The 25,586-nt window shown below is 64.2% G+C and carries 18 protein-coding genes and 6 pseudogenes; 16 read left to right on the forward strand and 8 right to left on the reverse strand.

What is annotated here, in order from left to right:
• The first annotated feature begins 539 nt into the window (after positions 1 to 539).
• The 4 genes and pseudogenes from C6Y44_RS25000 to C6Y44_RS25015 all read left to right on the forward strand — a co-directional run bounded on the left by C6Y44_RS25000 (position 540) and on the right by C6Y44_RS25015 (position 6,180).
• Complete coding sequence (locus tag C6Y44_RS25000) at positions 540 to 1,670, forward strand: tyrosine-type recombinase/integrase (RefSeq protein ID WP_094979810.1); 1,131 nt, start codon at positions 540 to 542, stop codon at positions 1,668 to 1,670.
• A 12-nt stretch (positions 1,671 to 1,682) separates the two neighbouring features.
• The gene (locus tag C6Y44_RS25005) at positions 1,683 to 2,015 is read left to right on the forward strand and encodes a helix-turn-helix domain-containing protein (RefSeq protein ID WP_094979809.1); all 333 of its coding nucleotides are present in this window, start codon (positions 1,683 to 1,685) and stop codon (positions 2,013 to 2,015) included.
• An 11-nt stretch (positions 2,016 to 2,026) separates the two neighbouring features.
• A complete protein-coding gene (locus C6Y44_RS25010) occupies positions 2,027 to 3,502 on the forward strand; it encodes a hypothetical protein (protein WP_094979808.1) in 1,476 nt (491 codons plus the stop codon).
• Between the two features lie 1,253 nt (positions 3,503 to 4,755).
• Positions 4,756 to 6,180: pseudogene (locus C6Y44_RS25015) on the forward strand (IS1380 family transposase).
• Between the two features lie 62 nt (positions 6,181 to 6,242).
• On the opposite strand, the gene C6Y44_RS25020 reads toward C6Y44_RS25015, so the two are convergent.
• The 3 genes from C6Y44_RS25020 to C6Y44_RS25030 all read right to left on the reverse strand — a co-directional run bounded on the left by C6Y44_RS25020 (position 6,243) and on the right by C6Y44_RS25030 (position 8,556).
• Positions 6,243 to 7,193: an IS3 family transposase gene (locus tag C6Y44_RS25020; RefSeq protein WP_192378979.1), complete on the reverse strand. Its 951-nt coding sequence runs from the start codon at positions 7,191 to 7,193 to the stop codon at positions 6,243 to 6,245.
• Entirely contained in the window at positions 7,127 to 7,438 is a 312-nt protein-coding gene (locus C6Y44_RS25025) for a transposase (protein WP_192379119.1), read from the reverse strand. The genes C6Y44_RS25020 and C6Y44_RS25025 overlap by 67 nt, the downstream gene beginning before the upstream one ends.
• A 101-nt stretch (positions 7,439 to 7,539) precedes the next feature.
• Positions 7,540 to 8,556, reverse strand: coding sequence for a helix-turn-helix transcriptional regulator (locus tag C6Y44_RS25030; protein WP_192378980.1), 1,017 nt, complete (start codon positions 8,554 to 8,556; stop codon positions 7,540 to 7,542).
• A gap of 185 nt (positions 8,557 to 8,741) precedes the next feature.
• Between C6Y44_RS25030 and C6Y44_RS25035 the strand changes: the two genes are divergently transcribed.
• From C6Y44_RS25035 to C6Y44_RS25055, 7 genes and pseudogenes are all read left to right on the forward strand, one after another.
• A complete protein-coding gene (locus tag C6Y44_RS25035) occupies positions 8,742 to 9,209 on the forward strand; it encodes a hypothetical protein (protein ID WP_192378981.1) in 468 nt (155 codons plus the stop codon).
• Positions 9,210 to 9,213: 4 nt separating this feature from the next.
• Positions 9,214 to 9,486 carry a CBU_0592 family membrane protein gene (locus tag C6Y44_RS28525; protein WP_225623876.1) on the forward strand — a complete coding sequence of 91 codons (273 nt, stop codon included), beginning with the start codon at positions 9,214 to 9,216 and terminating at the stop codon, positions 9,484 to 9,486.
• 58 nt (positions 9,487 to 9,544) lie between these two features.
• Positions 9,545 to 10,582 carry an NAD(P)-dependent alcohol dehydrogenase gene (locus C6Y44_RS25040; RefSeq protein ID WP_192378982.1) on the forward strand — a complete coding sequence of 346 codons (1,038 nt, stop codon included), beginning with the start codon at positions 9,545 to 9,547 and terminating at the stop codon, positions 10,580 to 10,582.
• 76 nt (positions 10,583 to 10,658) lie between these two features.
• Positions 10,659 to 11,909: an aromatic ring-hydroxylating oxygenase subunit alpha gene (locus C6Y44_RS25045; RefSeq protein ID WP_192378983.1), complete on the forward strand. Its 1,251-nt coding sequence runs from the start codon at positions 10,659 to 10,661 to the stop codon at positions 11,907 to 11,909.
• A 173-nt stretch (positions 11,910 to 12,082) separates the two neighbouring features.
• Positions 12,083 to 13,120 (forward strand): 2Fe-2S iron-sulfur cluster-binding protein, encoded by a 1,038-nt coding sequence (locus C6Y44_RS25050; RefSeq protein WP_192378984.1) that lies wholly within the window; start codon positions 12,083 to 12,085, stop codon positions 13,118 to 13,120.
• A 339-nt stretch (positions 13,121 to 13,459) separates the two neighbouring features.
• A pseudogene (locus tag C6Y44_RS28195) lies at positions 13,460 to 14,041 on the forward strand (pyruvate dehydrogenase); the annotation flags it as partial.
• Positions 14,042 to 14,302: 261 nt separating this feature from the next.
• Positions 14,303 to 15,728 (forward strand): annotated as a pseudogene (locus C6Y44_RS25055) (IS1380 family transposase).
• Positions 15,729 to 15,935: 207 nt separating this feature from the next.
• On the opposite strand, the gene C6Y44_RS25060 reads toward C6Y44_RS25055, so the two are convergent.
• The gene (locus tag C6Y44_RS25060) at positions 15,936 to 16,412 is read right to left on the reverse strand and encodes an Lrp/AsnC family transcriptional regulator (protein WP_192378985.1); all 477 of its coding nucleotides are present in this window, start codon (positions 16,410 to 16,412) and stop codon (positions 15,936 to 15,938) included.
• A gap of 269 nt (positions 16,413 to 16,681) precedes the next feature.
• Here C6Y44_RS25060 and C6Y44_RS25065 point away from each other — a divergent pair, with 269 nt between their 5' ends.
• Both C6Y44_RS25065 and C6Y44_RS28490 read left to right on the forward strand, forming a co-directional pair.
• Positions 16,682 to 19,033 carry a transketolase-like TK C-terminal-containing protein gene (locus tag C6Y44_RS25065; RefSeq protein ID WP_192378986.1) on the forward strand — a complete coding sequence of 784 codons (2,352 nt, stop codon included), beginning with the start codon at positions 16,682 to 16,684 and terminating at the stop codon, positions 19,031 to 19,033.
• Positions 19,034 to 19,061: 28 nt separating this feature from the next.
• Positions 19,062 to 19,466, forward strand: a complete 405-nt coding sequence (locus tag C6Y44_RS28490) for a lipoyl domain-containing protein (RefSeq protein ID WP_404817812.1) — start codon at positions 19,062 to 19,064, stop codon at positions 19,464 to 19,466.
• A gap of 106 nt (positions 19,467 to 19,572) precedes the next feature.
• Here the strand turns inward: C6Y44_RS28490 and C6Y44_RS25075 are convergent, their stop codons facing one another.
• Positions 19,573 to 20,604, reverse strand: a complete 1,032-nt coding sequence (locus tag C6Y44_RS25075; protein ID WP_159418869.1) for an IS110 family RNA-guided transposase — start codon at positions 20,602 to 20,604, stop codon at positions 19,573 to 19,575.
• 264 nt (positions 20,605 to 20,868) lie between these two features.
• On the opposite strand from C6Y44_RS25075, the pseudogene C6Y44_RS25080 reads away from it, so the two are divergent.
• A pseudogene (locus C6Y44_RS25080) lies at positions 20,869 to 21,924 on the forward strand (IS256 family transposase); the annotation flags it as partial.
• 163 nt (positions 21,925 to 22,087) lie between these two features.
• Here the strand turns inward: C6Y44_RS25080 and C6Y44_RS25085 are convergent.
• On the reverse strand, positions 22,088 to 23,326 hold the full coding sequence (locus tag C6Y44_RS25085; RefSeq protein ID WP_192378987.1) for an IS110 family RNA-guided transposase: 1,239 nt from the start codon (positions 23,324 to 23,326) through the stop codon (positions 22,088 to 22,090).
• A 253-nt stretch (positions 23,327 to 23,579) separates the two neighbouring features.
• Here C6Y44_RS25085 and C6Y44_RS25090 point away from each other — a divergent pair.
• Positions 23,580 to 23,807 (forward strand): annotated as a pseudogene (locus C6Y44_RS25090) (transposase); the annotation flags it as partial.
• Positions 23,808 to 23,814: 7 nt separating this feature from the next.
• Here the strand turns inward: C6Y44_RS25090 and C6Y44_RS25095 are convergent.
• Entirely contained in the window at positions 23,815 to 24,288 is a 474-nt protein-coding gene (locus C6Y44_RS25095; RefSeq protein WP_192378988.1) for a malonic semialdehyde reductase, read from the reverse strand.
• Positions 24,289 to 24,591: 303 nt separating this feature from the next.
• Positions 24,592 to 24,714: pseudogene (locus tag C6Y44_RS25100) on the reverse strand (SDR family oxidoreductase); the annotation flags it as partial.
• 342 nt (positions 24,715 to 25,056) lie between these two features.
• On the opposite strand from C6Y44_RS25100, the gene C6Y44_RS25105 reads away from it, so the two are divergent.
• Positions 25,057 to 25,557, forward strand: a complete 501-nt coding sequence (locus tag C6Y44_RS25105) for a flavin reductase family protein (RefSeq protein ID WP_225623877.1) — start codon at positions 25,057 to 25,059, stop codon at positions 25,555 to 25,557.
• The last annotated feature ends 29 nt before the right edge of the window (positions 25,558 to 25,586 follow it).

Genomic DNA, 25,586 nt, shown 5'->3' on the forward strand with positions numbered 1-25,586 from the left:
ACGCACAACAAGGAAGCGTTACCTCGGCATGCAGATAACCCTCAGCCGCAGACGGCAACCGCCTCACGACGCGGCGCCGACTGCCATACGTGCCCGCACCGCACATGCGTCGACTTCGGGTCACCACCCTCGCCTCGACACCTCGAGCGCCCGGCGCCCTCGACGGCACGCATACGACTCGTTGAAGCGGGCGTTTGCCGATATCCTTCGTTATGTTAACTAAACCACCCGGTATTGCATCAGATGACCGATCCGTCTGGCCCGTCTGCGGCCGAGCCGCCCGGGCGCGAATACTGTTCACCGCACGAGAGCGACTGCGGCGCAGAACTGCTCACCATCGATCGACGCCTGGCTCGAACGCGGAGCGGTGACCGATCCCCGACCCCACGGTCGCCGGACGCAAGAATGAAGACGGCTTCGCGCATCACCCTGACCTGCAGCGTTACGCATGACTCAGATTTCCCGTTGCCCGGCAGCCGCCCTCGTGGTGTCATTATCCGATCGATTCGGTCATCTGATGCATGATCCGGGGAGGATGTGTGGGGGTCGACAGCGACGGGCGAGCGCTCGGGTGGGGTCCGGTCCGGCACCTGCATCCGGACGAGGCGGTGTTCGAGGAGATGCTGACGGGATGGCGCAATCAACAGCTGGCCCGGAATCTGGCGTTTTCCACGATCGATGCCCGGGAGAAGCTGGTGCGCCGATTCGTCGCGTCGATCAACGAGTACCCGTGGAACTGGCTTGCGCAGCATGTCGACGAGTTCTTCGGTGACCTGCGCGCCGTGTCCGGGTTGAAGCAGAGTTCGCTGCGCCGGTACCAGGGTGCACTACGCGGGTTTCTGGGGTATCTCACCGATCCCGCCTACGGATGGGAGCGTGTGTGCGAGGAGCTGTTCGGCACGCATCCTTCCCAGGTGGTGCACGACTGGAACAGTGCTGTCCATGTGCAGGACGCTGAGAGGAGTCCTGGCAAGCGCGCGTTCTGCAAGCGCGAACTGCAGCAACTGTTCGATCGTGCCGACGAGGAGGTCGGGCGCATTCGTGCCCTGCGCCGGAAGGGCTGGTGGGCCGCTTACCGTGACGCGACGCTGTTCAAGACCGCCTACGCCTACGGGCTGCGCCTCAACGAGGTGCGCCGGTTGGAGACGGTCGACTTCGGGAGGAACCCGAAGGCCCGGCAGTTCGGCGGGTACGGGGTGCTGCGGGTCCGGCACGGTAAGGCGATGAGGGGCTCACCCCCGAAGCCCGGCAGTGTGCTCACCGTCTTCGATTGGGCTGTCGATGTCCTCGAGGAATGGGTCGACGAGATTCGACCGGTCTTCGACTACGACGGACTCGTGCTGTTTCCCTCGCCTCGCCGCACACCCTTGGCCCACAGCACCATCCAAGCGCGATTCCGGCGCTACTGTGATGATCTCGGTTTCGGGCCGGGTCTGGACTTTCACTCGTTGCGCCGGTCCTATGTGACACACCTGATCGAAGACGGGGTCGATCCCTTGTTCGTTCAGCAGCAGGTGCGTCACGAGCACGCGTCGACGACATCGCTCTACACGTGCGTGTCGAGCGACTACCGAACCAGGGTGCTCAGCCACGCCCTGACCACGATCTTCGACAATGCCGTCGAACCGGACCGGCGCCTGGTGCAACCGACGACACCAGGATCGAAGTAGAAGGAGAGGGCGATGAAACAGGTGGACTACCGGTGGCATGTCGCCGAGCTCATGGCGCGCCAGGGCATGCACAACACCACCGACCTGGCGCCGCGACTGCGCGAATACGGCGTCGAACTCTCCCCCTCGCAGGTGTATCGCCTGGTGACGCAGACACCGGACCGGGTCTCCCCCCGGGTGCTCGGTGCGTTGTGTGCGATCTTCGCGTGCGAACTCGAAGACCTGCTCACCTTCACCTACACACAGCAGACACCCCGGCGAGCAGCGACCGGTACCTCGGTGATCGACCTGAACACCGTGGGCCGGCCACGGCGCGCCCGGATCATCCGCGACGACGCCGACTGACACCGGCCGCCGTGACGCACACCGACGATCGCCGCGGACGACCGCGCAGCCAAGGAGCCCACCAGTGCGACCGCTGCCGGCGCTCCACCACCAAGATCGTGGCTCGCTGGCCCGAGGGCGCGATCTGCTATTCCTGTTATTCGTCGGCCACCCGCACCCACGGCACCTGCCCCGGCTGTGCGAGTCGCCGGATGCTGCCCGGACGCAATGCAGACGGCGACGCCGTCTGCGTGGACTGCGCAGGAATTCCCCTCGACCTGCACTGCCACCGCTGCGGACACGAAGAAGAACGCTACCGTGCCGGGCTCTGTGCCCGATGCGCTCTGCGGGACGACCTGCACACAGTTCTGTGCCCCAGCGACAACGCCGAGGACCCTCGCCGGCTGCTCCTCGAGGCCCTGGCCAGCGCGGCACGTCCCCAGAGCGTGCTCACCTGGATGCGGGGCACACAGGCGGCGGCGCTGCTCCACGTGATCGGTGCCGGCGAGGTGGAGCTCAGTCACAGCGACCTCGACCTGCTTCCAGCCGGACGAGCCGTCGAACATCTGCGGGCATTGGCCGTGCATCACGGCCTGCTACCCGAACGAGATCCGCACCTTGCCCGGTTCGAGCGGTGGCTCGGCACTGTCCTGGTCCGCCGCGGCGAGCAGCTCGGCCATCACCAACTGACCTCATTCGCCCGGTGGCATCATCTGCGGCGGGTCCGTCGACTTCCCGCTCATAGAACTGCCGCCGCAGTTCGCTCAGCGAAGCAGGAAATCACCGTTGCGGCAGCCTTTCTCGACTACCTGAGCAGTCAGAACGTCGATCTCGACAGCGTGAGCCAACGACACATCGACAGCTGGCTGGCTCCGGGCCCGACCACTCGTTACCACGCCCGCACCTTCGTCGTCTGGGCCGTGCGGAACCGGCATCTTCCCCGCGCGATCGAGTTCCCGCATCGCCGGGCACAAACGCAACCCACCATGGATGACCAGCGGCGTCTCGAGCTGATCCGTCGCTGTCTCCACGACGACCACATCGCCCTCAACACCCGCGTCGCGGGGATTCTTCTACTCGTCTACGCGCAACCCTTGGTCCGCATCGCCGCCCTACGATGCGACGACGTGGTCGTCGATCCCGACACCGGACTGACCCTCATCAGACTCGGTGAACCCGCCACGCCCGTACCCGAGCCGTTCGCGAGCGTGCTTCACCAGCAACGGAACAACAGGTTCAATCTCAACACCGGCACCACCGACAGTCCCTGGCTGTTTCCGAGCACCCGAGCCGGTCAGCACCTCCGCCCCGGCACCATCTTGGACAAGCTGCACGCCCTAGGAATCGACCGGAAGGCAGCACGCGTCGCCGCTCTCGAACATCTGGTCACCCGAACGCCACCAACCGTGGTGGCCACCATGCTCGGATACAGCTACCAGGTCACCGAACGATACGCCGCGAAAGCGGGCGAGAACTACGCCGGATATCCGACCCTGCTCGGCGAATAACCCATCGATCTACGAACGAAAACCGGACGTAGGAAAACTGGAGGGCACCAGTAGCAGGTTGGTTATTCGCGTGGACCGCGAATACGACCGTCTGTGTTCGCCGCGGATGAAGGCGTTCCGGCGGCCCGTCCGGTCGTGACCTGTCGGCACGAACCAGCGATCCACGGCCATTGGCCCCCGCCATTCCAGACGTGCGTTGATCGACGCGGATGCCCGGTATCTACCTCCACAGGTTCGACACCCCGCATCGATGACAAGGACCATCCCGCGTAGTGACATGCCGACAGAAAGACGCGACAACCGATCACACGCTCGTCATGGGCAACCCGGCGACGGTCGCCTCCGTGCCGTAGGCCCGCCTCCTCGACGTGGTATTGATGGATAATCGGGGTTATCCATGATTCATCGGGGCGACAGAACTGCGCGAGGATGGCAACTGCGGTGGTTGAATTCTGCACCCAGCAGAGGTGACCGTGGTGGGTCAGCGGCGATGCCGGGACCGATGTGTACGTCCCGTGGCGGCTGCCGACTCGGGCGGTGCTCTACAGTGATCGGTTCGTCGAGTCACCGCCACCGGCTTCAGTCCCGCCACCGAGGCCGAGCACACCCGGGCCGTGCAGATCCTGGCCGACCCGCCCCTGTAGCGCACCACCGCCGCAGCCTCGCCGCCAAGGACGTCACCGACTTGCGCACCCTTTTGTCGATCACCTACGAAGATCGAGATCGGTTCCCAATTGGAAGCTGCACACCGCCCGTACCGGTGCCGAAAGGACGCATCCCGGCCCCACACCGGCACCGGCACGCAGCAAGTCGCTCGTGGAACTGGCGGGCAGGAGGCCTTGCGATCCGCCCTGCGCGACGCGATGACCAGGCGCCCACCAGGCATGCGCAGCGGCGATAATACTGCGACCTCCGCCCAGCGGGCACCACTCGACCTGGGGCCGCGACGACACGTTCATCATCCGCAAGGGATCCCCGGTCTCGCGCTGTCCGCGACACCCTGTGCATGCGTGGCTCGCTATGCGTGCACGCACCGCACGTACTGCACGCACTTGTGTCGACGCGGACTCATGAAGTACTGGAGCCAGCCGCTGGTGCAGCTCATGCGGCCATACCCGGCCACACCCACTAGCCTCGGGCTTTCGTGCTGATCGAGCGGACACCCGTGTCGAATACGAAGAATGGTGCCCTGAACTGGGATAATTCGACTTGCTGAGGGTCGAGTTTCAACCAGTTCGAGGAGCACCATTCAGGTGAGCAAGTCTACGTCCCCCTACCCACGCGTGTCCGCATCGGCCACCGGGACCGGCGTCGTGTCGCAGGCCGGAACGGTCCTGCTGCTGCGCACCGCGGAGAAGACCGGCCTCGCTGCGGCGTTGACGACCGAGCTCGCACCGTATCGAAAACCGCTGGCCCGACACGATCCCGGCAAGATCGTGCTCGATCTCGCGACAGCATTGGCGATCGGTGGGGACTGCCTCGCCGACATCGCACAACTGCGGGCTCACCCGGAGTCTTCGGCGCAGTGGCCTCCGACCCGACCGTCTCCCGCCTGATCAGCGTGTTGGCCACCGACGCCGACACCGCGCTCGCCGCGATCGGACGCGCCCGCGCCACCGCCCGCTCCCACGCCTGGGCCGCCGCCGGCACGTCGGCACCGGACCACGCCATCGACGAAGCGCATCCGCTGGTCCTCGACATCGATGCGACGCTGGTCACCGCGCACTCCGAGAAGGAACAGGCCGCCCCGACGTTCAAGCGAGGCTTCGGTTTCCACCCGCTGTGCGCGTTCGTCGACCACGGCACAGGCGGCACCGGTGAACCCGTCGCGATGCTGCTGCGGCCGGGTAACTCGGGGTCGAATACCGCCGCCGATCCTCCCCAAGCACTACGTGCAGGGCGGTACCCCCATCACCGTGGTGCAGGACGCCCTCGCACAGTTGCCGGTCGACCCGGCATATCGGGTCGGGAAGAAGGTGCTGGTGCGTATCGACGGGGCCGGCGGCACCCACGGGTTGATCGAGTATCTGACCAAACGGCGGCTGTCGTATTCGGTGGGGTTCGGATTGACCGAGACGATGGTCGCCGCACTCGAACTCGTCCCGGACCAGGCATGGACCCCGGCCTACGACTCGGACGGACAGGTCCGCGACGGCGCCTGGGTGACGGAGTTGACCGGCCTGCTCGATCTGTCGTCGTGGCCGAAAGGCATGCGGGTAATCGTCAGGAAGGAGCGCCCGCATCCGGGTGCGCAGTTACGGTTCACCGACCGTGACGGCCTACGCCTGACCGCGTTCGTGACCAATACCCGCCGAGGGCAACTCCCGGATCTGGAGCTGCGACATCGGCGTCGGGCTCGGTGCGAGGACCGGATTCGGACAGCCAAAGTCACCGGGCTGCAGAATCTTCCGCTGCACGGTTTCGATCAGAAGCGGATCTGGTTGGCGCTCGTGCAACTCGCATGTGAACTGATCGCGTGGATGCAGATGCTCGCGTTGACCGATGTCGCGGCCCGGCGGTGGGAGCCGAAGCGGCTGCGGCTGCGATTGTTGTCGATCGCCGGTCGCGTCGCCCGGCATGCCCGCCGTGTTCGGCTGCGGCTGGCCGCGACAGCTCCCGATATCGATGTCCTCGTGGCCGGCCTGAACCGGCTGGAGGCACTTCCTGCGCCTGCGTGACCTGCACGTATCTGTCCGATCAAGACGAAAGGAAACCATTTTCGAGGCCGTGGACCTCGGCGTCACCCGACCGTGTCGGGCAGTCGACCGTGGATGCACACCGGATCCACGGTCTCCGTATCCAATCCGAATCCGCTCAGGCCGGCACGTGATCCGCGCGAAAGATTGAGGCTAACTGCGAAGAGCCGAAAATTGTCGATGTGATCGGCCATGGCCGCAGTCAGTTCCAGCGTGGTCGACCACTTCTTCGTGTTCAGCAATTCCGTCTGCAACCGGCCCCAGAATGCCTCCATGACCGCGTTATCGAAGCAATCACCGACGGTCCCGAAAGACTCGAGCAGTCCCCACCTCCGGAGATTCTCACCGAACCCCCACGACGTGAACGGCGGACCATGATCGGCATGCAAGATCGTTGCCTCCCAACGGGTCCGTTCCTGCGCGGCCATGTTCACCGCATTATTGACCAGTGCCGTATCGGCAGTCGTGGAAAAAGAACGACCCACGATCACCTTACTGAAACAGTCCAAAATCGCACAGCAGTAAACCTTTCCGTCCCTGGCGGGATGTTCCGTGATATCGGTGAACCACAATTCGTTCGGACGGCTTGCCGTGAAGCCGCGATTGACCCGGTCAGAGAGGGTTTCGACGCCCAGCAGGTTCGGTTTCCGCTTACCCGGACGAGGTAACCCGGCGATACCGAGTTCGGTCATGATCGCCGACACCAGCTTGTGATTGACGTTCATTTCGTATGTATCGAGGAGTTCGGCTCGGATGCGGCGCTTCCCATAGGTTCCACGCGACCGCTGGTGGATTTTTTCGATCGTGTCGGCCACGATGATGCGCCGTACTCGCTGATTGGAGACCGGTCGGCGCCGGTGTGCATAAAAGGTTGATCTACCCAAACCCGTTATGCGACATGCTGATCTGCTGGAATGCCCTCGTGTGATCAGTCCTTCGACGATCGCGATCTTCCTTTTGGGGGCATCACCGACTGTTCGTCGAACAAGGCGCACGCATCGCGGGTCAATGCGAGTTCGGCTTCGAGTGCGGCGATGCGGCTCCGGGCCGATGCGAGCTCGTCGGACTCGACGCTCGGTACACCGCCGCGCACTCCCGCATCGATCAGGGCTTGGTCTTTCCACCGGAACAATGTCGCCGGCGATATACCGGTTTCCGAAGCGATATCGGCGACTGCGTCACCGGCGCGAAGACAGTGCGAGATCTGTCGCCGGACTGAGTGTGGATACGACTTGGGCACTGTGACCTCCTGTGGATCACTCTGCCTCATCTCTCATATAGATGGTTCACTTTGAGGGGCACGGATCACCTGGACCGATCTACGGGGTCCAGCCACGCGAGCTATCGCCTACGCGACCTCACGTACCCGATCACCTCGGGACTGAGGAGCAAGCCGCTCTCCATCGCTCTGCTGGCCGCGGCCGCACGCGTGGGCACGTTGAGCTTGGCCAAAACATGCTCCACATGTGCCCTCACTGTGCGAGGGGAGATCCACAACCGGTTGGCGATGTCGTCGTTCGAGCTTCCGTCAACCAAGAGCGTGAGAATCTCCAGTTCCCGCTGAGTGAGCTCATGCGTCACAGCTCGGGGCGCGAGTACGACGATGTAGTCGCGACATCGGTAGGCCCGACAGGCGTACCACCCGCCGTCGGTCGCGGGCCACAGGAAGGCGGTGGACGACAGCTTGTCTCCTAGGTGCCGCGTCACGGCTGGGTATAGGTCGCTGCGCGGTTCGAGCATCCCGTCCTTCAGGTCGCCCTGCAGCGGAATGACCTCCCCGTCGCTGCCTAGGGCCACAGCTAGGCAGTCAGTGGTAAGTGAGGAAACCAACCTTCTAGCCGACTGCAGAGGGTCGACGACGTGGGCCAGGATCGGCACCAGGTGCTCGATGACCGTGATGGCCTCGTCGGAGGGATGAGCCTGGTCGCCGGTCGACACGTCGATGAACCCGACGTAGCGGTTGTCGGAGGTGATCAGAGCACTGAGAGCCCCTTCGAGCAATCCTGCGGGTTGCCAGTGCTCGGTGACGCAGCGCAGGCTCATCGGGTCGACCGGCAGGTCCCGCAGCCGCACCGGGGCACCGAGTCGTGGCAAGCTGTATGGCGCGATCATCTCTTGATGGAAGTCTTCGCTGTTCAAGTACTCTTCGGTCGCATGTGAATAGCCAGCGGTGATGAGCGTCGACCTCCGGTTCGCAACCGGGTCGACCACCGAGACCATGGAACCGGCAATCGGAATCACCCTCCCGAGCTGATCGAGGATCTCGGCCATCCGGTCGGGCGCGCTGGCTGCGGACGAGGCCACGGCACCGATGCGCGCGATGACACCCAAACTGACCTGCAAGTACGCGTGCGACATGGCGACCTCCTTGAATAACCCTATGCACCCGCTCTCTGTGCAGGTCAATTGGCTGATCCGCCAGTCCGCATCCAATGGGGAATCACCTCCCCCGCAAAGTCGGCGTATCGGCCAGTAGCCACCACTTGGATCCATCGTGCTGAATGGCGCTGTCGGCAAATGCAAACCAAACAAGGAGACCGTGAATGTCACTGCACCAGGTCACTATTGAATCCGGCGGTCACGCCGACTGGTCCACGCCTGTTCGAATCAACGACGAACAGCTCCAGGCTTCCTACCAAGGAGTCTTCGTGTGCCGATTCTCCTTTGAGAATGCCGGCCGACACTACCTGAAGATGCGGATCGTCGGAGTAGACGAAATGGACAACGCGGGCGAGGTCCCGTCTGGATTCGGGGCGCTGGAATTCCAGGATGCTGATGGCGACCTACTGCGCGGCCGGACGGACTGGTTCCGCAGCGACGAAGTCGACCAAGGGACCTGGACCTTCAACTCGGGCACCGGCAAGTGGGAGGGCGCCTCCGGGAAGGTGAGCATGCTGCTCAACTACATGTCCGACATCCTCGGCACAACCCTGCCTCCCTCCGGGCCGATCCGCTTCGTCGGATTCATCGAGGGGTCGGGCGAGATCGACCTTCCGCGACTCTCGTCCTGACGCCGTGGAGCAGGTCACTCAGATCGCGGGCTCGCTGTGCGTGCTGGTCCCGTTCGTTCTTGCTCAGTTCAGGCGCATGGACTCGCAATCCATCGCCTACGCGGGCCTGAACCTGATCGGGTCGACGGTCCTGAGCGTGCAAGCCGCCCAGGGCCACCAATGGGGGTTCCTACTCCTTGAGGGCGTATGGGCATGCGTCTCGCTCCTCGCTCTGCTGCGTGCGGTCACGAGACCAGTAGCCGAGGGGGCCACGATTCTCGATCGGAGATCGACATGAGAGCACCGAAGACGCAGGCACCCCCCATTCATCACATGACAATCCAAAGGAGCAAGCGATGAAGGCCGTTCGTGTCCACGCCTATGGCAAGGCGCCCAGTCTTGACGAGGTGGACGAGCCGAGGGTGACGGGACCGTTCGACGTTCTCGTCGAGATTGGTGCCGCTGGCCTATGCCGCACTGATCTGCACGTGATCGAGGGCCAGTGGGCCGACATCCAGAATCCACAACTCCCCTACGTCTTGGGACACGAGAATGCCGGCTGGGTGCGGGAGGTCGGCAGCGCGGTTCACAGTGTGGCCCCGGGCGACGCCGTCATCGTGCACCCCCTCGTGACCTGCGGACTCTGCATCCCCTGTCGCGTCGGCGACGACTCGCATTGCGAGGACGCGGTGTTTCCCGGTCTGAACGTTGATGGGGGGATGGCCGATTTCCTGCTGACGAACGCCCGGGCGATCGTGAAGCTCGAGGCCAATCTGCAGCCGGTCCAGGTCGCCGCTCTCGCCGACGCCGGGCTGACCGCCTACCACGCGGTGCGGAAGGCTCAGCCGCTCCTGACTCCCGGCACCCATGTCGTCGTCATCGGCTCCGGTGGTCTGGGGCACATCGCGATCCAGGTGCTTGCGGCCACCACGCCCGCGACGATCACGGTGGTGGACCGTTCCGAATCGGCGCTGGAACTGGCTGGCTCGATTGGGTCGCATCACACGGTCAACGCCGCCAAGGGGGCCGGGGAGCTGCTGCACGAGGTCCAGGATGTCACCGAAGGTGGAGCCCACGTTGTCTTGGACTTCGTCGGTGAGCACTCGACGCCTGAGCAGGGCATCGCCATGCTGCGCAACCGGGGTAGCTACTCCTGCGTCGGGTACGGCAGCGAGCTGCGCATCCCGACTATCGAGCTCGTGTCGCGCGAGCTCGAAGTGGTTGGAAACCTCGTCGGAACCTACAAGGACCTCGTCGAGCTGATGACCTTGACGGCACAGGGAAAGGTCACCTTGGAGACCAGCGTCTACCCGTTATCTGCGGTCAACGACGCCATCCATGATCTCGAGTCCGGGAGCCTGGTCGGTCGAGGAATTTTGGTCCCCGGCAGTTGACGCATCGCGTCTGACGGGGAAGCACCCCGTCAGGACAACACCCACACATTTATGTCCAAAACCAGAAGGAGGACCTATGGTTACCCAGCAGAACGAGATCAAGTCCAAGGCATCGCCGATGACCACGAACGTGCAGGAATTGCTTGACCTCATCGTCGAGCACGCGTCGCGACCGCTAGAAGAGGCGCAGCTTCTGCCCTCCGAGTACTACACCAGTCATGACCTCTACGACCTCGAGGTCGAGCGCATCTTCAAGAAGGACTGGCTCTATCTGTGTCGCACCGACGAGGTCGCGAACCCTGGAGACTGGTTCGCGGCGGAGATCGCGGGGGAGCCGGTCGTGCTCGTGCGCGGCAAGGACATGCAGATCCGGGCCTTCTCCCGCGTGTGTCCTCACCGTTTCATGGACCTGCTCTTCGAAGAGAGAAGCAAGGGCGCAGAAGCTGGCAACACCGAATCCTTCGTCTGCCCCTACCACTCGTGGGCCTTCGACACCGAAGGACAGCTCACCGGTGCACCATTGATGGCCGAAAGCACCCTGTTCGAGCGTGAGCGCGCTTGCGGATCTTACAACCTCGCGACCTACGCCACCGAGGTGTGGAACGGCTTCGTGTTCATGAGCTTCGACCCCAACGCCGAGCCTCTCGCTCCCCGATTCTCCGAAATGGACGAGCTGCTGGCGCCCTACCGGCTGGCCGAGTGGAAAGTGCTCGACCGACTGGACTGGCCCGAGGTCCCGACCACCTGGAAGCTGGCTATGGACAACGGGCGAGAGGCCTACCACCACCAAGGTGCCCACAAGGAGTCAATTGAGCCGCTCTGGCCGGCCCACCTCGTCGACGCGGACACTACCGAGTCAGAGTACTTCTACTACCAGCGGATGTTCGTCAGCCAGGAGGGCGCGACTGGAGAAGAGGATGGGCACTACCTCCAGCCTCTGGTGCTTCCGTCGATCGACGGGCTGTCAGCCTTCCAGCGCTCACACTCCTTGCTGGTGGGGATCTACCCCACCATGTGGTTCTCCCCGGGCCCCGACGTGCTTCTGGTTGCAAAGTGGTGGCCGACCGGGCCGGACACACACAAGTTCGACCTCGCTGTCTGCGTGCACGAGTCGAAGATGGGTCACCCCGACCTCGAGAAAATTCGGGGTGAGATGAAGGACTGGCTGCGCCAGATCCAGGAGGAGGACTCCGCGATGGTCACTGGAATCCAGGGCATGCTGAGGTCGGACCACGCCCGCAAGGGCGGTGCTCTCTCACCACTTGAGCGTCCAATCTGGACATTCCAGAAGTACATGGCGAAGCGGTTGGCAGGAATCGACGTCTGATCATGTGTGATCGGGTTGACCGTGGTTCGGAGGCACTTGCCCTTCGGGCCACGGCTAACCTGTCGCATGGCAAAAAGGAGAAGTGAACTATGCCGCTTCTAAGCCACAATCGCGAGCAGGTCGCAGCCTTCCAGGCGCAGCGGCGGGGCCGTCCCTCGTTGCACACGCTCCGCGTGAGTGATCTGGAAGTACAGGCCGACGACGCCGTCGTCGTCACGTTTGCCGTACCGGACCATCTGCGCGAAGCCTACCGGTTCAAGCATGGCCAACATGTCGCCATCGTGCATGACGACGGAGGTGAAGAGATACGACGCTCCTACTCGATATGCTCGCCGGCCGGCAGTGACGTTCTCCGGATCGCCATCCGTCGCGTAGCAGGCGGCCGATTCTCGACCTACGCCACCAGCCAGCTCCGCGTCGATGACGAACTTCGGGTGATGACGCCAACCGGTCGCTTCACAACCGCTCTAGATCCTCTCGCTGAGAAGCACTACCTAGCGGTGGCTGGTGGGAGTGGGATCACTCCGATCATCTCGATGGCGGCGACCATTCTGGGTGAAGAACCAAGGAGCCGGTTCACCCTCTTATACGCGAATCGGAGTCGGCGGTCGACTATGTTCATGGGCGAGCTTGACTCCCTGTGCGCGCGGTTCGGCCCTCGCCTTTCCGTCATCCACTATTGGGATGATGCCGTAGCAACCGCAGCCGGACCCTTGCAGCGACTGGACCGCGGGACCTTGGAGGGATGGTTGGCGGCCGACCCTCCGGGCGGACCGGTGGACCAGTGGATCATGTGCGGCCCCGCCGGCCTGATTGACTTTGTCACGGAGACACTGGTCGACTGCGGCCTCGCAGAGGAGAAAATTCTGCGCGAATACTTCATAGCCACGGAGGCCGAGGACAGCGATGCTGCCCAAGGTCGACCTTTAGTGCTTAGCAACGTGCGGGTACGTATCGACGGTGAGGAACTCAACTTCGAGTTGTCATCCCATGGAGCCACGATCCTCGCGGCAGCGTTGCCATTGCGACCTGACTTGCCGTACTCCTGCTCTGATGGCGTTTGTGCTACTTGTCGGGTAAAGGTCCTGGAGGGGTCAGTAGAAATGGACCGTTGCTCGGCTCTCGACAGGAAGGAACTCAGCTCGGGGTATGTCCTGGCGTGCCAAGCGCACCCAACGACCGACAGTGTCGTCGTCGACTTCGACGGGTGATAACTCACGTGGATCGTGAGCCCGGTCCCAGCCTCGGAATGACGTCGACCAAGGCATCCTCGTGCCACATCCAAGCTAAAGCATCCCAACACCAGGATCATGGCGTGCCAAAACCTTTCCGCCCAAGGAGTGCTCCACGATGAGTTGCAATCGCTATGCCGCCCCGCCCCCGGTGCCCAGTTTTGAGCTGGGTAGCGATGAAGCAAGGCGTGGCAGCGCCCTTAGCTCGGTGGTGCCACTTTCGAGGCAGTCGGGCAAGACGTCGTCACCCCGGGCGTTCCGCGGGTTCAACCTGTTCAGCCACACGGTTGCACGCGCGACCCTCGCACCGGCCTACGAATGCTGACGGGGAAAGTGGAGCCACAGGAAACTGCGACACGGCATGAGAGGGCCCACGACATCGCATCGCTTCGCGAAATCGAGCAGAGATTGCTCTGGCTCTCGACCGCCATCGTGCATCACGCCAATCACGTGCGTCCGAACCCCAGTGGCTTGAAGGTCGGTGGACACCAGGCGTCGTGTGCTTCGATGGTGTCGATCATGACCGCGCTGTGGTTCGAACAGCTTCAGGCAGGCGACCGCGTGTCCGTGAAGCCGCACGCGTCCCCCGTGCTGCACGCGATTAACTTCTTGCTCGGCGAACTCGATGAGCGGTACCTATCGATGCTACGCGCGTTCGGCGGCTTGCAGCCCTATCCGAGCCGGTCGAAGGACCCCGATCCGGTGGACTACTCCACCGGATCGGTGGGTATCGGAGCCACCGCACCTATCTGGGGGGCTATAGCCCGCCGCTATGTGCACACCACGACGGGGGGTGCTGGCGCCGGCCGGCAGTACTCGCTGGTCGGGGACGCCGAGCTCGATGAGGGTGCAGTGTGGGAGGCCATCCTTGATCCTGGTGTCGCCGAGCTCGGTGAGGTGGGGAGTTCCCCGTCTCGATCACACCGAGTGCTTGCGCTGGGAGTAACCCCCCCTCGACAAACCACGCCACGGTGTCCATACGGTCGCCGTACGTACCCGACCACTGGGTGAACACCTGATTTCGTTGTGCCCGTTTTTAACCTCGGGCTTTCGTGCTGATCGAGCGGACACCCGTGTCGAATACGAAGAATGGTGCCCTGAACTGGGATAATTCGACTTGCTGAGGGTCGAGTTTCAACCAGTTCGAGGAGCACCATTCAGGTGAGCAAGTCTACGTCCCCCTACCCACGCGTGTCCGCATCGGCCACCGGGACCGGCGTCGTGTCGCAGGCCGGAACGGTCCTGCTGCTGCGCACCGCGGAGAAGACCGGCCTCGCTGCGGCGTTGACGACCGAGCTCGCACCGTATCGAAAACCGCTGGCCCGACACGATCCCGGCAAGATCGTGCTCGATCTCGCGACAGCATTGGCGATCGGTGGGGACTGCCTCGCCGACATCGCACAACTGCGGGCTCACCCGGAGTCTTCGGCGCAGTGGCCTCCGACCCGACCGTCTCCCGCCTGATCAGCGTGTTGGCCACCGACGCCGACACCGCGCTCGCCGCGATCGGACGCGCCCGCGCCACCGCCCGCTCCCACGCCTGGGCCGCCGCCGGCACGTCGGCACCGGACCACGCCATCGACGAAGCGCATCCGCTGGTCCTCGACATCGATGCGACGCTGGTCACCGCGCACTCCGAGAAGGAACAGGCCGCCCCGACGTTCAAGCGAGGCTTCGGTTTCCACCCGCTGTGCGCGTTCGTCGACCACGGCACAGGCGGCACCGGTGAACCCGTCGCGATGCTGCTGCGGCCGGGTAACTCGGGGTCGAATACCGCCGCCGATCCTCCCCCAAGCACTACGTGCAGGGCGGTACCCCCATCACCGTGGTGCAGGACGCCCTCGCACAGTTGCCGGTCGACCCGGCATATCGGGTCGGGAAGAAGGTGCTGGTGCGTATCGACGGGGCCGGCGGCACCCACGGGTTGATCGAGTATCTGACCAAACGGCGGCTGTCGTATTCGGTGGGGTTCGGATTGACCGAGACGATGGTCGCCGCACTCGAACTCGTCCCGGACCAGGCATGGACCCCGGCCTACGACTCGGACGGACAGGTCCGCGACGGCGCCTGGGTGACGGAGTTGACCGGCCTGCTCGATCTGTCGTCGTGGCCGAAAGGCATGCGGGTAATCGTCAGGAAGGAGCGCCCGCATCCGGGTGCGCAGTTACGGTTCACCGACCGTGACGGCCTACGCCTGACCGCGTTCGTGACCAATACCCGCCGAGGGCAACTCCCGGATCTGGAGCTGCGACATCGGCGTCGGGCTCGGTGCGAGGACCGGATTCGGACAGCCAAAGTCACCGGGCTGCAGAATCTTCCGCTGCACGGTTTCGATCAGAAGCGGATCTGGTTGGCGCTCGTGCAACTCGCATGTGAACTGATCGCGTGGATGCAGATGCTCGCGTTGACCGATGTCGCGGCCCGGCGGTGGGAGCCGAAGCGGCTGCGGCTGCGATTGTTGTCGATCGCCGGTCGCGTCGCCCGGCATGCCCGCCGTGTTCGGCTGCGGCTGGCCGCGACAGCTCCCGATATCGATGTCCTCGTGGCCGGCCTGAACCGGCTGGAGGCACTTCCTGCGCCTGCGTGACCTGCACGTATCTGTCCGATCAAGACGAAAGGAAACCATTTTCGAGGCCGTGGACCTCGGCGTCACCCGACCGTGTCGGGCAGTCGACCGTGGATGCACACCGGATCCACGGTCTCCGTATCCAATCCGAATCCGCTCAGGCCGGCACGTGATCCGCGCGAAAGATTGAGGTTAATACGAGAAAAGTGCGTGCCCGGGATTCCACCGTCACTCGTTCAGTACGTTCAGCAGCGGACGGACCCGAAAGTCCACCATATCCCGCATCACCAAGGCGGTCGTGGTGCGTTTGACGCCCTTGATGTCAAGGATGTCCCCGGCAATGCGATACAGGTCGTCTGCGTCCTTGGCAGCAACATGCACCAGCAGATCCGCCACCCCGCTGAGACCATGCACCTCCAACACTTCCGGTATCAGGTCGAGCGCAGCGCCGACCCGGTCGAGTTTGCGTTGCCTGACGTTGGTGAGGATGTAGGCCTGCAACGGGTATCCGAGAATCGCCGGGTCGATTCGACGCTCGAACGAGCGCAGTGCGCCGGCCTCGTCGAGCTTGCCCAGTCGGGCTTGAACGGTATTGCGGGACAGACCTGTTCGTTCGGCGATAGCCATCACCGTGGCACGCGGATCATCGGCCAGTGCGGTCAGGATTCGAGCGTCGATCCGGTCGGCCCGGTGTGTGCTTGGCACAGTGCCAACCTCGCTTCCCTCCGCACCCCGGATCGAAGTGCATATTGCTCATTTTCAAAGTCTAGTATTGCGCAAACAGTCACCCCCTGGTGGACTGGATGCACACCCCGCAGATCGGGAAAGCCTCCGCAGACACAATCCGATTGGCATTCCTGTTCCTTTGGCCGCTCGGCCTCGGCGCATCCGTCGCCGGCCGAGCCGGCTCCCCAGCATCCGACGCAGTCGACCTGCCCGGTTCCGCGTGGTTGTCTTCGAAAGAGAGTTCCCCGATGTCCCAGCCTGTCTCCCTCGACTCCGCCATCTCCCACCCCGCCGGCTTCCCGGCGGTCTCGGAGGATCTCGCCGCACTCGAGTCGATCCGCCAGCGGGTGCTGTGGCTGTCGACGTCGATGATTCACCACGCCAACCGCATCCGGCCCAACCCCACCGGTCTGAAGGTCGGGGGCCATCAGGCCTCGTGCGCCTCGATGGTCTCGATCATGACGTCGCTGTGGTTCGAGCACCTGCGCCCCGGGGATCGAGTGTCGGTCAAACCCCACGCCTCCCCGGTGCTGCACTCGATCAACTACCTGCTCGGCGAACTGGATGAGAAGTATCTGACGACCCTGCGTGAATTCGGCGGCCTGCAGTCGTACCCGAGCCGCTCGAAGGACCCCGACACCGTCGACTACTCCACCGGCTCGGTCGGCATCGGCGCCACCGCCCCGATCTGGGGCGCGATGGCCCGCCGCTACGTCGACACCCACCTCGCCGACACCGGCCGCGGCCGCCAGTACTCCCTCGTCGGCGACGCCGAACTCGACGAAGGCGCCGTCTGGGAAGCCATCCTCGACCCCGGCATCGCCGACCTCGGCGAGGTGGTGTGGATCGTCGACCTCAACCGTCAGTCCCTGGACCGGGTCATCCCGAACATCGCCGCCCGGCGCCTGGAGAAGATGTTCGACGCGGCCGGCTGGCAGGTCATCACCGTCAAGTTCGGCAAGCTCCTCGAAGAACTGTTCGCCCGCCCCGGCGGTGACGCGCTGCGCACCCGCATCCTCGACATGCCCAACCCGGAATATCAGCGGCTGCTGCGCTGCACCGCCACCGAGATTCGTGACCGACTGCCCGGCACCGGTCCCGACAGCACCCGGATCACCGAACTCGTCGCCACCCTGGACGACGCGACGCTCACCGCAGCGGTCCGCAATCTCGGTGGTCACGACCTGCAAGCGCTGTCGCAGGCGTACCGGCAGATCGACGATACCCGGCCCACCGTGATCATCGCCTACACCATCAAGGGCTACGGGCTGCCCACCGAAGGTCATCCGCAGAACCACTCGGCTCTGCTGACGGTGGACGAATACTCCCAGCTCGCCGCGACCCTCGACATGGACGCCCAGAATCCGTGGGGTCGTTTCACCGCCGATACCGGCGCGGGTCGGCTGTGCCAAGCGACCGCCGACCGACTTCACCGAGAGCCGGTGCCGGCGCTGCCCGACGTGACCATTCCCACCGATATCGGCCGAACCCCGAAGGGCACCGCCACCACCCAGGCCGCACTCGGCCGGGTGCTGCTGGACCTGACCCGTGAATCCCCCGACGCCGCTCAGCGGGTGGTCACTGTCAGCCCCGACGTCAGCTCCACCACCAACCTCGGCGGTTGGGTGAACAAGGTCGGGGTGTGGTCGGCAGCCGAGCGGCACAACTGGTTCGCCGACGATCCCGAGACGATCATGCACTGGAACGAACGCCCCACCGGTCAGCACATGGAGCTGGGCATTGCCGAAACCAACCTGGTCGGGCTGATCGGGGAACTCGGCGCCACCTGGAGCCGCTGGGGCCAGCCCCTGCTGCCCATCGGCGTGCTCTACGACCCCTTCGTCGAACGGGCGCTCGAGCCGTGGTCCTACGGCATCTACGCCGGCGGCCAGTCCATCCTCGTCGGCACCCCCTCCGGGGTCACCCTCGCCGCCGAGGGCGGAGCCCATCAGTCCATCAAGACCCCCTCGATCGGACTCGAGCAGCCCGGCTGCGTCAGCTACGAACCGGCCTTCGCGATCGATGTCGAATGGACCCTGCTGGCCTCCCTCGCGAAGTTGGGCCGCCCCGACGGCACCTCGGCCTATCTGCGGCTGTCTACCCGCCCGGTCGATCAGACCCTCGCCGCGGTGCCGACCGATCCGGCCGCCCGTGAACGGCGTCGGCGCCAGGTCGTCGCCGGGGGCTATCCGATCCGGCGCCGTGACGACGCGCAGGTGACCATCGTGGCGATGGGCGCGATGATCACCGAAGCCCTCGCCGCCGCCGACCGACTCGAAGTCTCCGGGACGCGTGCCGACGTGCTGTGCATCACCAGCCCCGGCCTGCTGTTCGACGCCTGGCAGGCCCGCCAGGGCCGCACCACGGCAGACAGCTGGATCCTCGATCAGCTCTTCCCCACCGACCGCGCCACCCCCATGGTCACCGTCCTCGACGGCCACCCGCACACCCTGGCCTTCCTCGCCGGCATCAACCGGGTGCGCAGCACCCACCTCGGAGTCTCGCGCTTCGGGCAGGTCGGATCCCTTAACGACGTCTACCGCTACCACGGCATCGACACCGACAGCATCGTCACCGCCGCCCTCGACATCCTCCCCTGACCGGCCCTCCAGGAACAAGACAACCACCATGAGCACCGAACCACTCACCGGCACCATCGTGCACATGCCGGCCCTCGGCGAGAGCATCGACGAAGGCACCGTCACCCGCTGGCTCAAACAACCCGGCAATCCCGTCACCGCCGAAGAACCCCTGCTCGAGGTGGCCACCGACAAGGTTGACACCGAAATCCCCTCCCCGGTCACCGGTATCCTGCACCGCATCCTGACCGAGGAGAACGACGTCGTCGCCGTCGGCGCCGAGCTGGCCGTCATCACCGAAGCCGACACCGGTGCCGGATCGGTGAACGCGGCCCCTGTTCCAGTCCCGGTCTCGACGTGGATCTCGCAGCGCCCGCGCTCGGACGGGGTCCCGTTCGCGGCCACCGCAGGAGCCGCTCAGCACTGCCTGCCGGTCGAAGTCGGTCGAATGTGATCCCATCGCGGCCGGGCAAGGAGGCGATATCAGTCCCGGGATGCGGACTGTGCCTGGGGCCACACCCGCTTCTTCATCGCGTCGGGGACTGTCTCTAGCTCCTCTGTCAAGCGGCAAGGTCCATAAGTGATGATTGGTCCGCGACCATCGCTCGGAAGACGACATCCGACAACCGGCGTTTGAGGACGCGGAGTGCTTCCATCCCGCCATCCCCGCCTGCCTTCCGGCGAGCCAAGAGAGCGCGTGCGTCCTCATGGCAACGCGCCTGAGTGAGCGCGATCCGGTGTATCGCGGCGTTGAGTTGTCGGTTTCCCGTGCGTGAGAGTCGATGTCGAGCATGATTCGACGACCACACCGGTAGCGGTGCAGTTCCGTTGTGCCGGGCGAAGGAGTCCTTGGAACGGAACCGGTCGATACCGGCGGTCTCACCGATGATCTTCGCTGCGGTCAACGCGGCGCAACCGGGGATCGCCAATAACGACGGCGCCAGCATCGTCGTTCGGGAAGTGATCTCCGCGGCGAGCTCATCGATCTCGACGGTGAGACGACGCAGGTGTTCAACAAGACGCAGAGCCAAGTCCGCGACCAACCCGGAGAACGTCGCAACGTGCGCCCCTATCTTGTCGAAAGCGCTGGTCCGATCCAGTTTCGTGGGCGGTCGCCAGGCCGGGTCGAGTTCGTGGAGGTGCCACCGCAGTCGGGAGATGATGCGGGTGCGTTCGGCGACGAGGTCCTCCCGGTGGTCGACCAGCAATCGAATCTCGCGGTCGGCGCCGTCGAGGCGGGCTACGGGTAGATCCGGCTCGCGCAGTGCTGCGCGGGCGACTGCGAGAGCATCGATGGGATCGGATTTGCCGTAGGTGCGGGCAGCATCACGCGCATTCGCCATCAGTTTCGGCGGTACCCGGACCACTCGTTCACCGGCAGCGAGCAGATCTCGTTCGAGTCGGCGGCTCAGGTGCCGGCAGTCCTCGATCGCCCAGAGGCGGTCGTCGCCGTGTTCGGTCGCCCACTGCAGCAGGGCCAGGTGGTCTTTGCTGGTGGTGCCAACGGTTTTCGTCGATAGGTGCCGCCCCGCCTGATCGGCGGCGACGGCGGTGTGGGTGCGCTTGTGTGCGTCGATTCCGATGACCATCATGGTGGTATGTCTCCTGCCCAGGTAGCGGGTGGGTGGCAGGGGCCGGTCGATCGGCATATCCCAGTGGGGGCGACGCCACGCTCCTCTCAAGCCAGATCGGCCGGTCCGCTTTGTGTCGACCGGCCGCACTACGGACACAAGCCACGAAGGCGTAGATAACGGTGGAGCGAACCGGTCGACACCATCAAGCGTGACACTGGGAATAACGGTGGATCCGGGTTGGCCTGACACGCCGAGCAGCGAGCTTGGCGGGAAGGATCGACCATGACGGAAACACTGGAGCCCATGGCGGACGAGGTGAACCAGCTGGAGTTGGCGCAGCAGCTGCTGGCCCAGGCCAAAGAGCAGGGCATAGAGCTGATGGGCCCGAACGGACTGCTCGGGCAGTTGACGAAGAACGTGCTCGAAACCGCACTGGATGCGGAGATGACCGAGCACCTCGGCTACGAGAAGAACGACCCGGCCGGACGCGGCAGCGGCAACTCCCGCAACGGCACCAGATCGAAGACGGTGCTCACCGAGATCGGCCCGGTCGAGCTCGACGTCCCGCGGGACACCGACTCGAGCTTCGAACCGAAGATCGTGCGCAAACGCCAACGGCGGCTGACCGGCATCGACGAGATCGTGCTTTCCCTCAGCGCGAAAGGGCTGACCACCGGCGAGATCTCGGCGCACTTTCAGGATATCTACGGAGCGTCGGTGTCGAAGGACACCATCTCCCGGATCACCGACAAGGTGCTCGAGGAGATGACCGAATGGCAGAACCGGCCCCTCGATCGGGTATATCCGGTGGTGTTCATCGACGCCATCCACGTCAAGATCCGCGACGGTCAGGTCACCAACCGACCGATCTACGTCGCGATCGGGGTGAGCGTCAATGGCGAACGCGACATCTTGGGGTTGTGGGCCGGCGACGGCGGGGAGGGTGCGAAGTTCTGGCTGGCGGTGCTCACCGAGATCAAGAACCGCGGAGTCGCTGATGTGTGCATCGTCGTCTGCGACGGGCTCAAGGGTCTGCCGGATGCGATCAATACGGTGTGGGAACTGGCGGTGGTGCAGACCTGCATCATTCACCTGATCCGCAACACTTTTCGGTTCGCACCACGTCAGCATTGGGACGAGATGTCCCGCGATCTCAAGCCGATCTATACCGCGCCGTCGGAGCAGGCCGCGCTGGACCGGTTCGCCGAGTTCAGCGACAAATGGGAGAAACGCTATCCCGCGATCATCCGGCTCTGGACCAACACCTGGGCCGAGTTCGTGCCGTTCCTGCAGTTCGACAACGCCATCAGACAGGTCATCTACACGACGGATGTAATCGTCACGGATGTAATCGTCAAGGGTTCTGCAGGTTTCGGTGGGTTTCGCCTTGTTGAGGACGGTGGTGCGGGCATGTGCTCATCGAGGGTGATCGTGCCCCGAAGTCAGGGCTGGCCGGCAGGCCACCGCGGAGCGGATCGCCTTGACGCAGGGCGCGATCACCCTAGGCTCGGCGGGGCCGAACACCGAAGTCGGCGGTGCCGGTGTGCGCGGGCCGGCGGGGCTGCCACCCGGCGATGAGGGTCTCGTAGGCGCGTTCGGCGACCTCGATGACTTCCCGTTCGTGCCGACGCAACTGTTTGTTGTTGTAGTCGTATCCGGGACCACGGTGGGCGTGTGCGCGAGGTGCGCCCGCGGTCAACGCGAGCTTGCGCTGCTTGAACGCCACCAGACTGGGACGGGCAAAGGCGTAATCCTGACCGTCAACCGTCAGATGCCAGCACAACACGGCAAGCTTGCGAGCGGTGGCGACCACCGCGACCTGGAATCCCCGTCGCGCCTTGACCCGCTTGTAGAACGCCCGCAGCGGCCCTGGAGCACGAGCGGCAACCCACGCCGCCTCCACCAGCATGCCCCGAGTTTGTGCCCGCCCGGCCTTGGTGATGCGCCCGTGGCTGGCCGGCTGGTTGCCCGACTGTCGCACCCTCGGATGCAGCCCGAGATAGGCCACCAGCTTGTCGGATGAGGAGAACCTGCCGAAATCCCCGACAGCAGCGACCACCGACAGTGCCACTACGGCATCGACTCCGGGGATGGTCATCAACCGCCGCACCACCGGATCCGCTAGCGCCTCGGCCGCCAGTTCCCGGTCCGCGAGTGCGAGTTCCTCACCGAGAAAATCCAGCTGCCGCATCAGTGCCTCGATCGTATGGTGTTCATCGTTCGGGAGGTCCTGGCGTGCCAGCCAACGCCGGCCCGCGGCGCCGAACAGGTCGGCGACCGGCGGACGCGGCAGTAGGTTGCGATGCAAGATCGCGTGCACCTGATTCTTGAGCCGAGTGCGTTGACGGACCAAATGCGCCCGCCGCATCGTCTGTCGCCGCAGCCGGCGTGTCCGCTCGTCCGGCAACCACACCGCCGGCAAAAAATCCGCCGCCAGCAGTTGCGCGAGGATCCGCGCATCGACCTTGTCGGTCTTGATGTTCGCTTCGGCGATCGCCCGGGTCTTGAGCGGATTCGACACCACTACCCGTGCCACGTGCGAGGTGAGCAGCGTGGCAATGGCGTCACTGTTGCCGGTGGCCTCGAGCGCCACCTCGTCGTCGGACCGCAACCCGGTCATCCACTCGCGCAACGCGGCCGGTCGGCAGTCGACACGACCTGCATCGAACACGATTCCGTCCTCGACGATGGCGACCTGAGCGAAGTCGCGGTGCACATCGAGACCGATATACCGTCCCATCACACTCACCTCCTGCATGAGCTGAGGATTCGAGGATCGGTGGGCAATCGACACCTACGGATTCGCGCTCACGGCGCAGCCGGACAAGTCGCAAGGGCGGCCATCTACTAACACGGGCTCGCAGCCCATCGAACAAGAACGGCCTGCCCATACCGATTCCTCACAGATGCCCCTGTTCCGGACGGTCTCACCGTACGGCGGGCCACCCGGCCCGGCCAGCCGGACGAACATTGCGGGACACCCACCAAATTTCATATCAGGTACCAACGCCATCGAGAGTGTCAACGCCCGAATCCGCAGGGCCGTCAAGGCCCGCGGTCATTTCCCGACCGAGGCTGCGGCCCTGAAATGCGTGTACCTGGCCATCATGAGCCTCGATCCCAAAGGCACCGCCCGCCAACGCTGGTCCAACCGCTGGAAGGCAGCACTGAACGCCTTCGAGATCACCTTCGACGGACGCCTGTCCGCTGGACGAAAGTAGCTACAGTTCAACCAGTTATACCGTTAACTTGACAGACCCCTGCAAGGATAAAATAGCCGGCCTGCAGAGAAGCGTTGAGCCGTGCGCTGGCATCACGGAGTGCCTCGTTCGAGGCGTAGAGCTGAGCGACTTCCGGTTTGAATGGCAGCAGTGCGCTCATGTATTCGTGGAAACGAGTGTCAATGGCCAGGATTGCGACCGCAGGAGCCGACGCGGTCTTGGCCTTGTTCCCCTCGTACATGTGAGCAGTGAGTCGGGCGCGTCCGGCATCTGTTCGCACGAACACCACTCGCAGCGGTTGCGTATTCGCCCCGGTCGGTGCCCATCGCGCCAGTTCCCAGATGTCGGCGAGTTGCTGGTCGGACACCGGAATAGGAGCGAAGGTGTTCGCTGTGCGCGCAGAGAAGAACAGTGCCTCGAGCGCTTGCTCGTCGACCGCGTCCAGATGAGGACACGCGGCGTTTTCAACATCGTTGGTCACGATCGTCCTTGTTGTCGTGGTGTGGTCGGAACGTTGCGATGCCGAGGTTCGAGGTGCTGGCAGACCTCGGTCCGTGGTGACGACGTGGCCTGGATCAGCTGCGATGGTGAACGCTCACATCAAGATTGGTCGAAGACGAGTTCTGCGGGTACATCGCCGGGCGCTCGAGGACGATGTACCCGCAGAGCCATGCGGACGTGATTACCTGCCGGGGGCGAGATGCCGGTGTGAGATCTTGACTGGGAGACTGTGACGGGAGATATCCACATCCGGCAGATCGGGTGCAGATCGGCGTGGTCCGGATCAGGGAACTGCGTAACCGCCGTCGGCGATGAACTCCGATCCGGTGCTGAAGCTCGACTCGTCGGAAGCGAGGAAACGGACCAGCGCTGCAATCTCCTCGGGCTTGCCGAGGCGCGGGAACGGTTCTCATGGCCGGCCTGAACCGGCTCGCAGCGCTTCCTGCGCCTGCGTGAACAGTTCTTATCTGTCCGATCGAGACGAAAGGAAACCGGTCTCGGGGCCGTGGACCTCGGCGTCACCCGACCGTGTCGGGCGACCGAGCGTAGATGCACACCGGATCCACGGTCTCCACACCCAATCCGAAGCCGCTCAGGCCGGCACGCGGGACTCGCGAAAGATTGAGGCTAGAACTCCTTGCGTAAAGCGGATGAAAGCAGCGTCGAGTGGATAGACGGATGAATGTGACGCACCTAACTTTCATGTAATGAGTGTGGCGATGCAAAGACAGGAAAGGGGATGTGCTTCGTGACTATTGACGGCCGCCTTCTGCGGAACTCTCTCGGACACTTTGCAACCGGTGTCACCGTGGTGACTTACGAAATCGACGGTGAACAGTTGGGGCTGACTTTGAACGCCTTCACTGCCGTGTCCCTCGACCCACCGCTGATACTGGTCTCCCTAGACCGGCGCAGCAACGCCAGCAAGAACCTGGAAGGCCGGCCCTTCGTGGTCAACATCCTTTCCGGCGCTCAGCTGCAGCACGCGATGAACTTCGCGGGAAAACCCCAGCAGGACTGCATTATCGATTGGCACGACTGCACCCCCGGCCAACCGCCGAGATTGGCTGGCTGTGCCGGCTATTTCGAATGCGCACCGTGGCATTCGTACGACGGCGGCGATCACATCTTGTATCTCGGCGAGGTCAAGGACTTCGGGGTCGCCCCAGACGTTGAGCCCCTGCTGTTTTATGGCGGCAAGTTCCGCACGGTGGGGGGATACGCCGACGACGTACTTCAAGCCACCTGAATACAACACGCCTCTCCAGATCCGCCTCT

This window comes from Rhodococcus rhodochrous (genome assembly GCF_014854695.1).
In the GTDB taxonomy this organism is placed as follows: domain Bacteria; phylum Actinomycetota; class Actinomycetes; order Mycobacteriales; family Mycobacteriaceae; genus Rhodococcus.

What these genes read in the sequence shown, in the direction of transcription:
- C6Y44_RS25005 (WP_094979809.1), top strand. Translation starts at nt 1,683, where the DNA reads ATGAAACAGGTGGACTACCGGTGGCATGTCGCCGAGCTCATGGCGCGC.
- C6Y44_RS25030 (WP_192378980.1), bottom strand. Translation starts at nt 8,556, where the DNA reads ATGTCGCACGCGTACTTGCAGGTCAGTTTGGGTGTCATCGCGCGCATC.
- C6Y44_RS25035 (WP_192378981.1), top strand. Translation starts at nt 8,742, where the DNA reads ATGTCACTGCACCAGGTCACTATTGAATCCGGCGGTCACGCCGACTGG.
- C6Y44_RS25040 (WP_192378982.1), top strand. Translation starts at nt 9,545, where the DNA reads ATGAAGGCCGTTCGTGTCCACGCCTATGGCAAGGCGCCCAGTCTTGAC.
- C6Y44_RS25045 (WP_192378983.1), top strand. Translation starts at nt 10,659, where the DNA reads ATGGTTACCCAGCAGAACGAGATCAAGTCCAAGGCATCGCCGATGACC.
- C6Y44_RS25065 (WP_192378986.1), top strand. Translation starts at nt 16,682, where the DNA reads ATGTCCCAGCCTGTCTCCCTCGACTCCGCCATCTCCCACCCCGCCGGC.
- C6Y44_RS28490 (WP_404817812.1), top strand. Translation starts at nt 19,062, where the DNA reads ATGAGCACCGAACCACTCACCGGCACCATCGTGCACATGCCGGCCCTC.
- C6Y44_RS25075 (WP_159418869.1), bottom strand. Translation starts at nt 20,604, where the DNA reads ATGATGGTCATCGGAATCGACGCACACAAGCGCACCCACACCGCCGTC.
- C6Y44_RS25085 (WP_192378987.1), bottom strand. Translation starts at nt 23,326, where the DNA reads ATGGGACGGTATATCGGTCTCGATGTGCACCGCGACTTCGCTCAGGTC.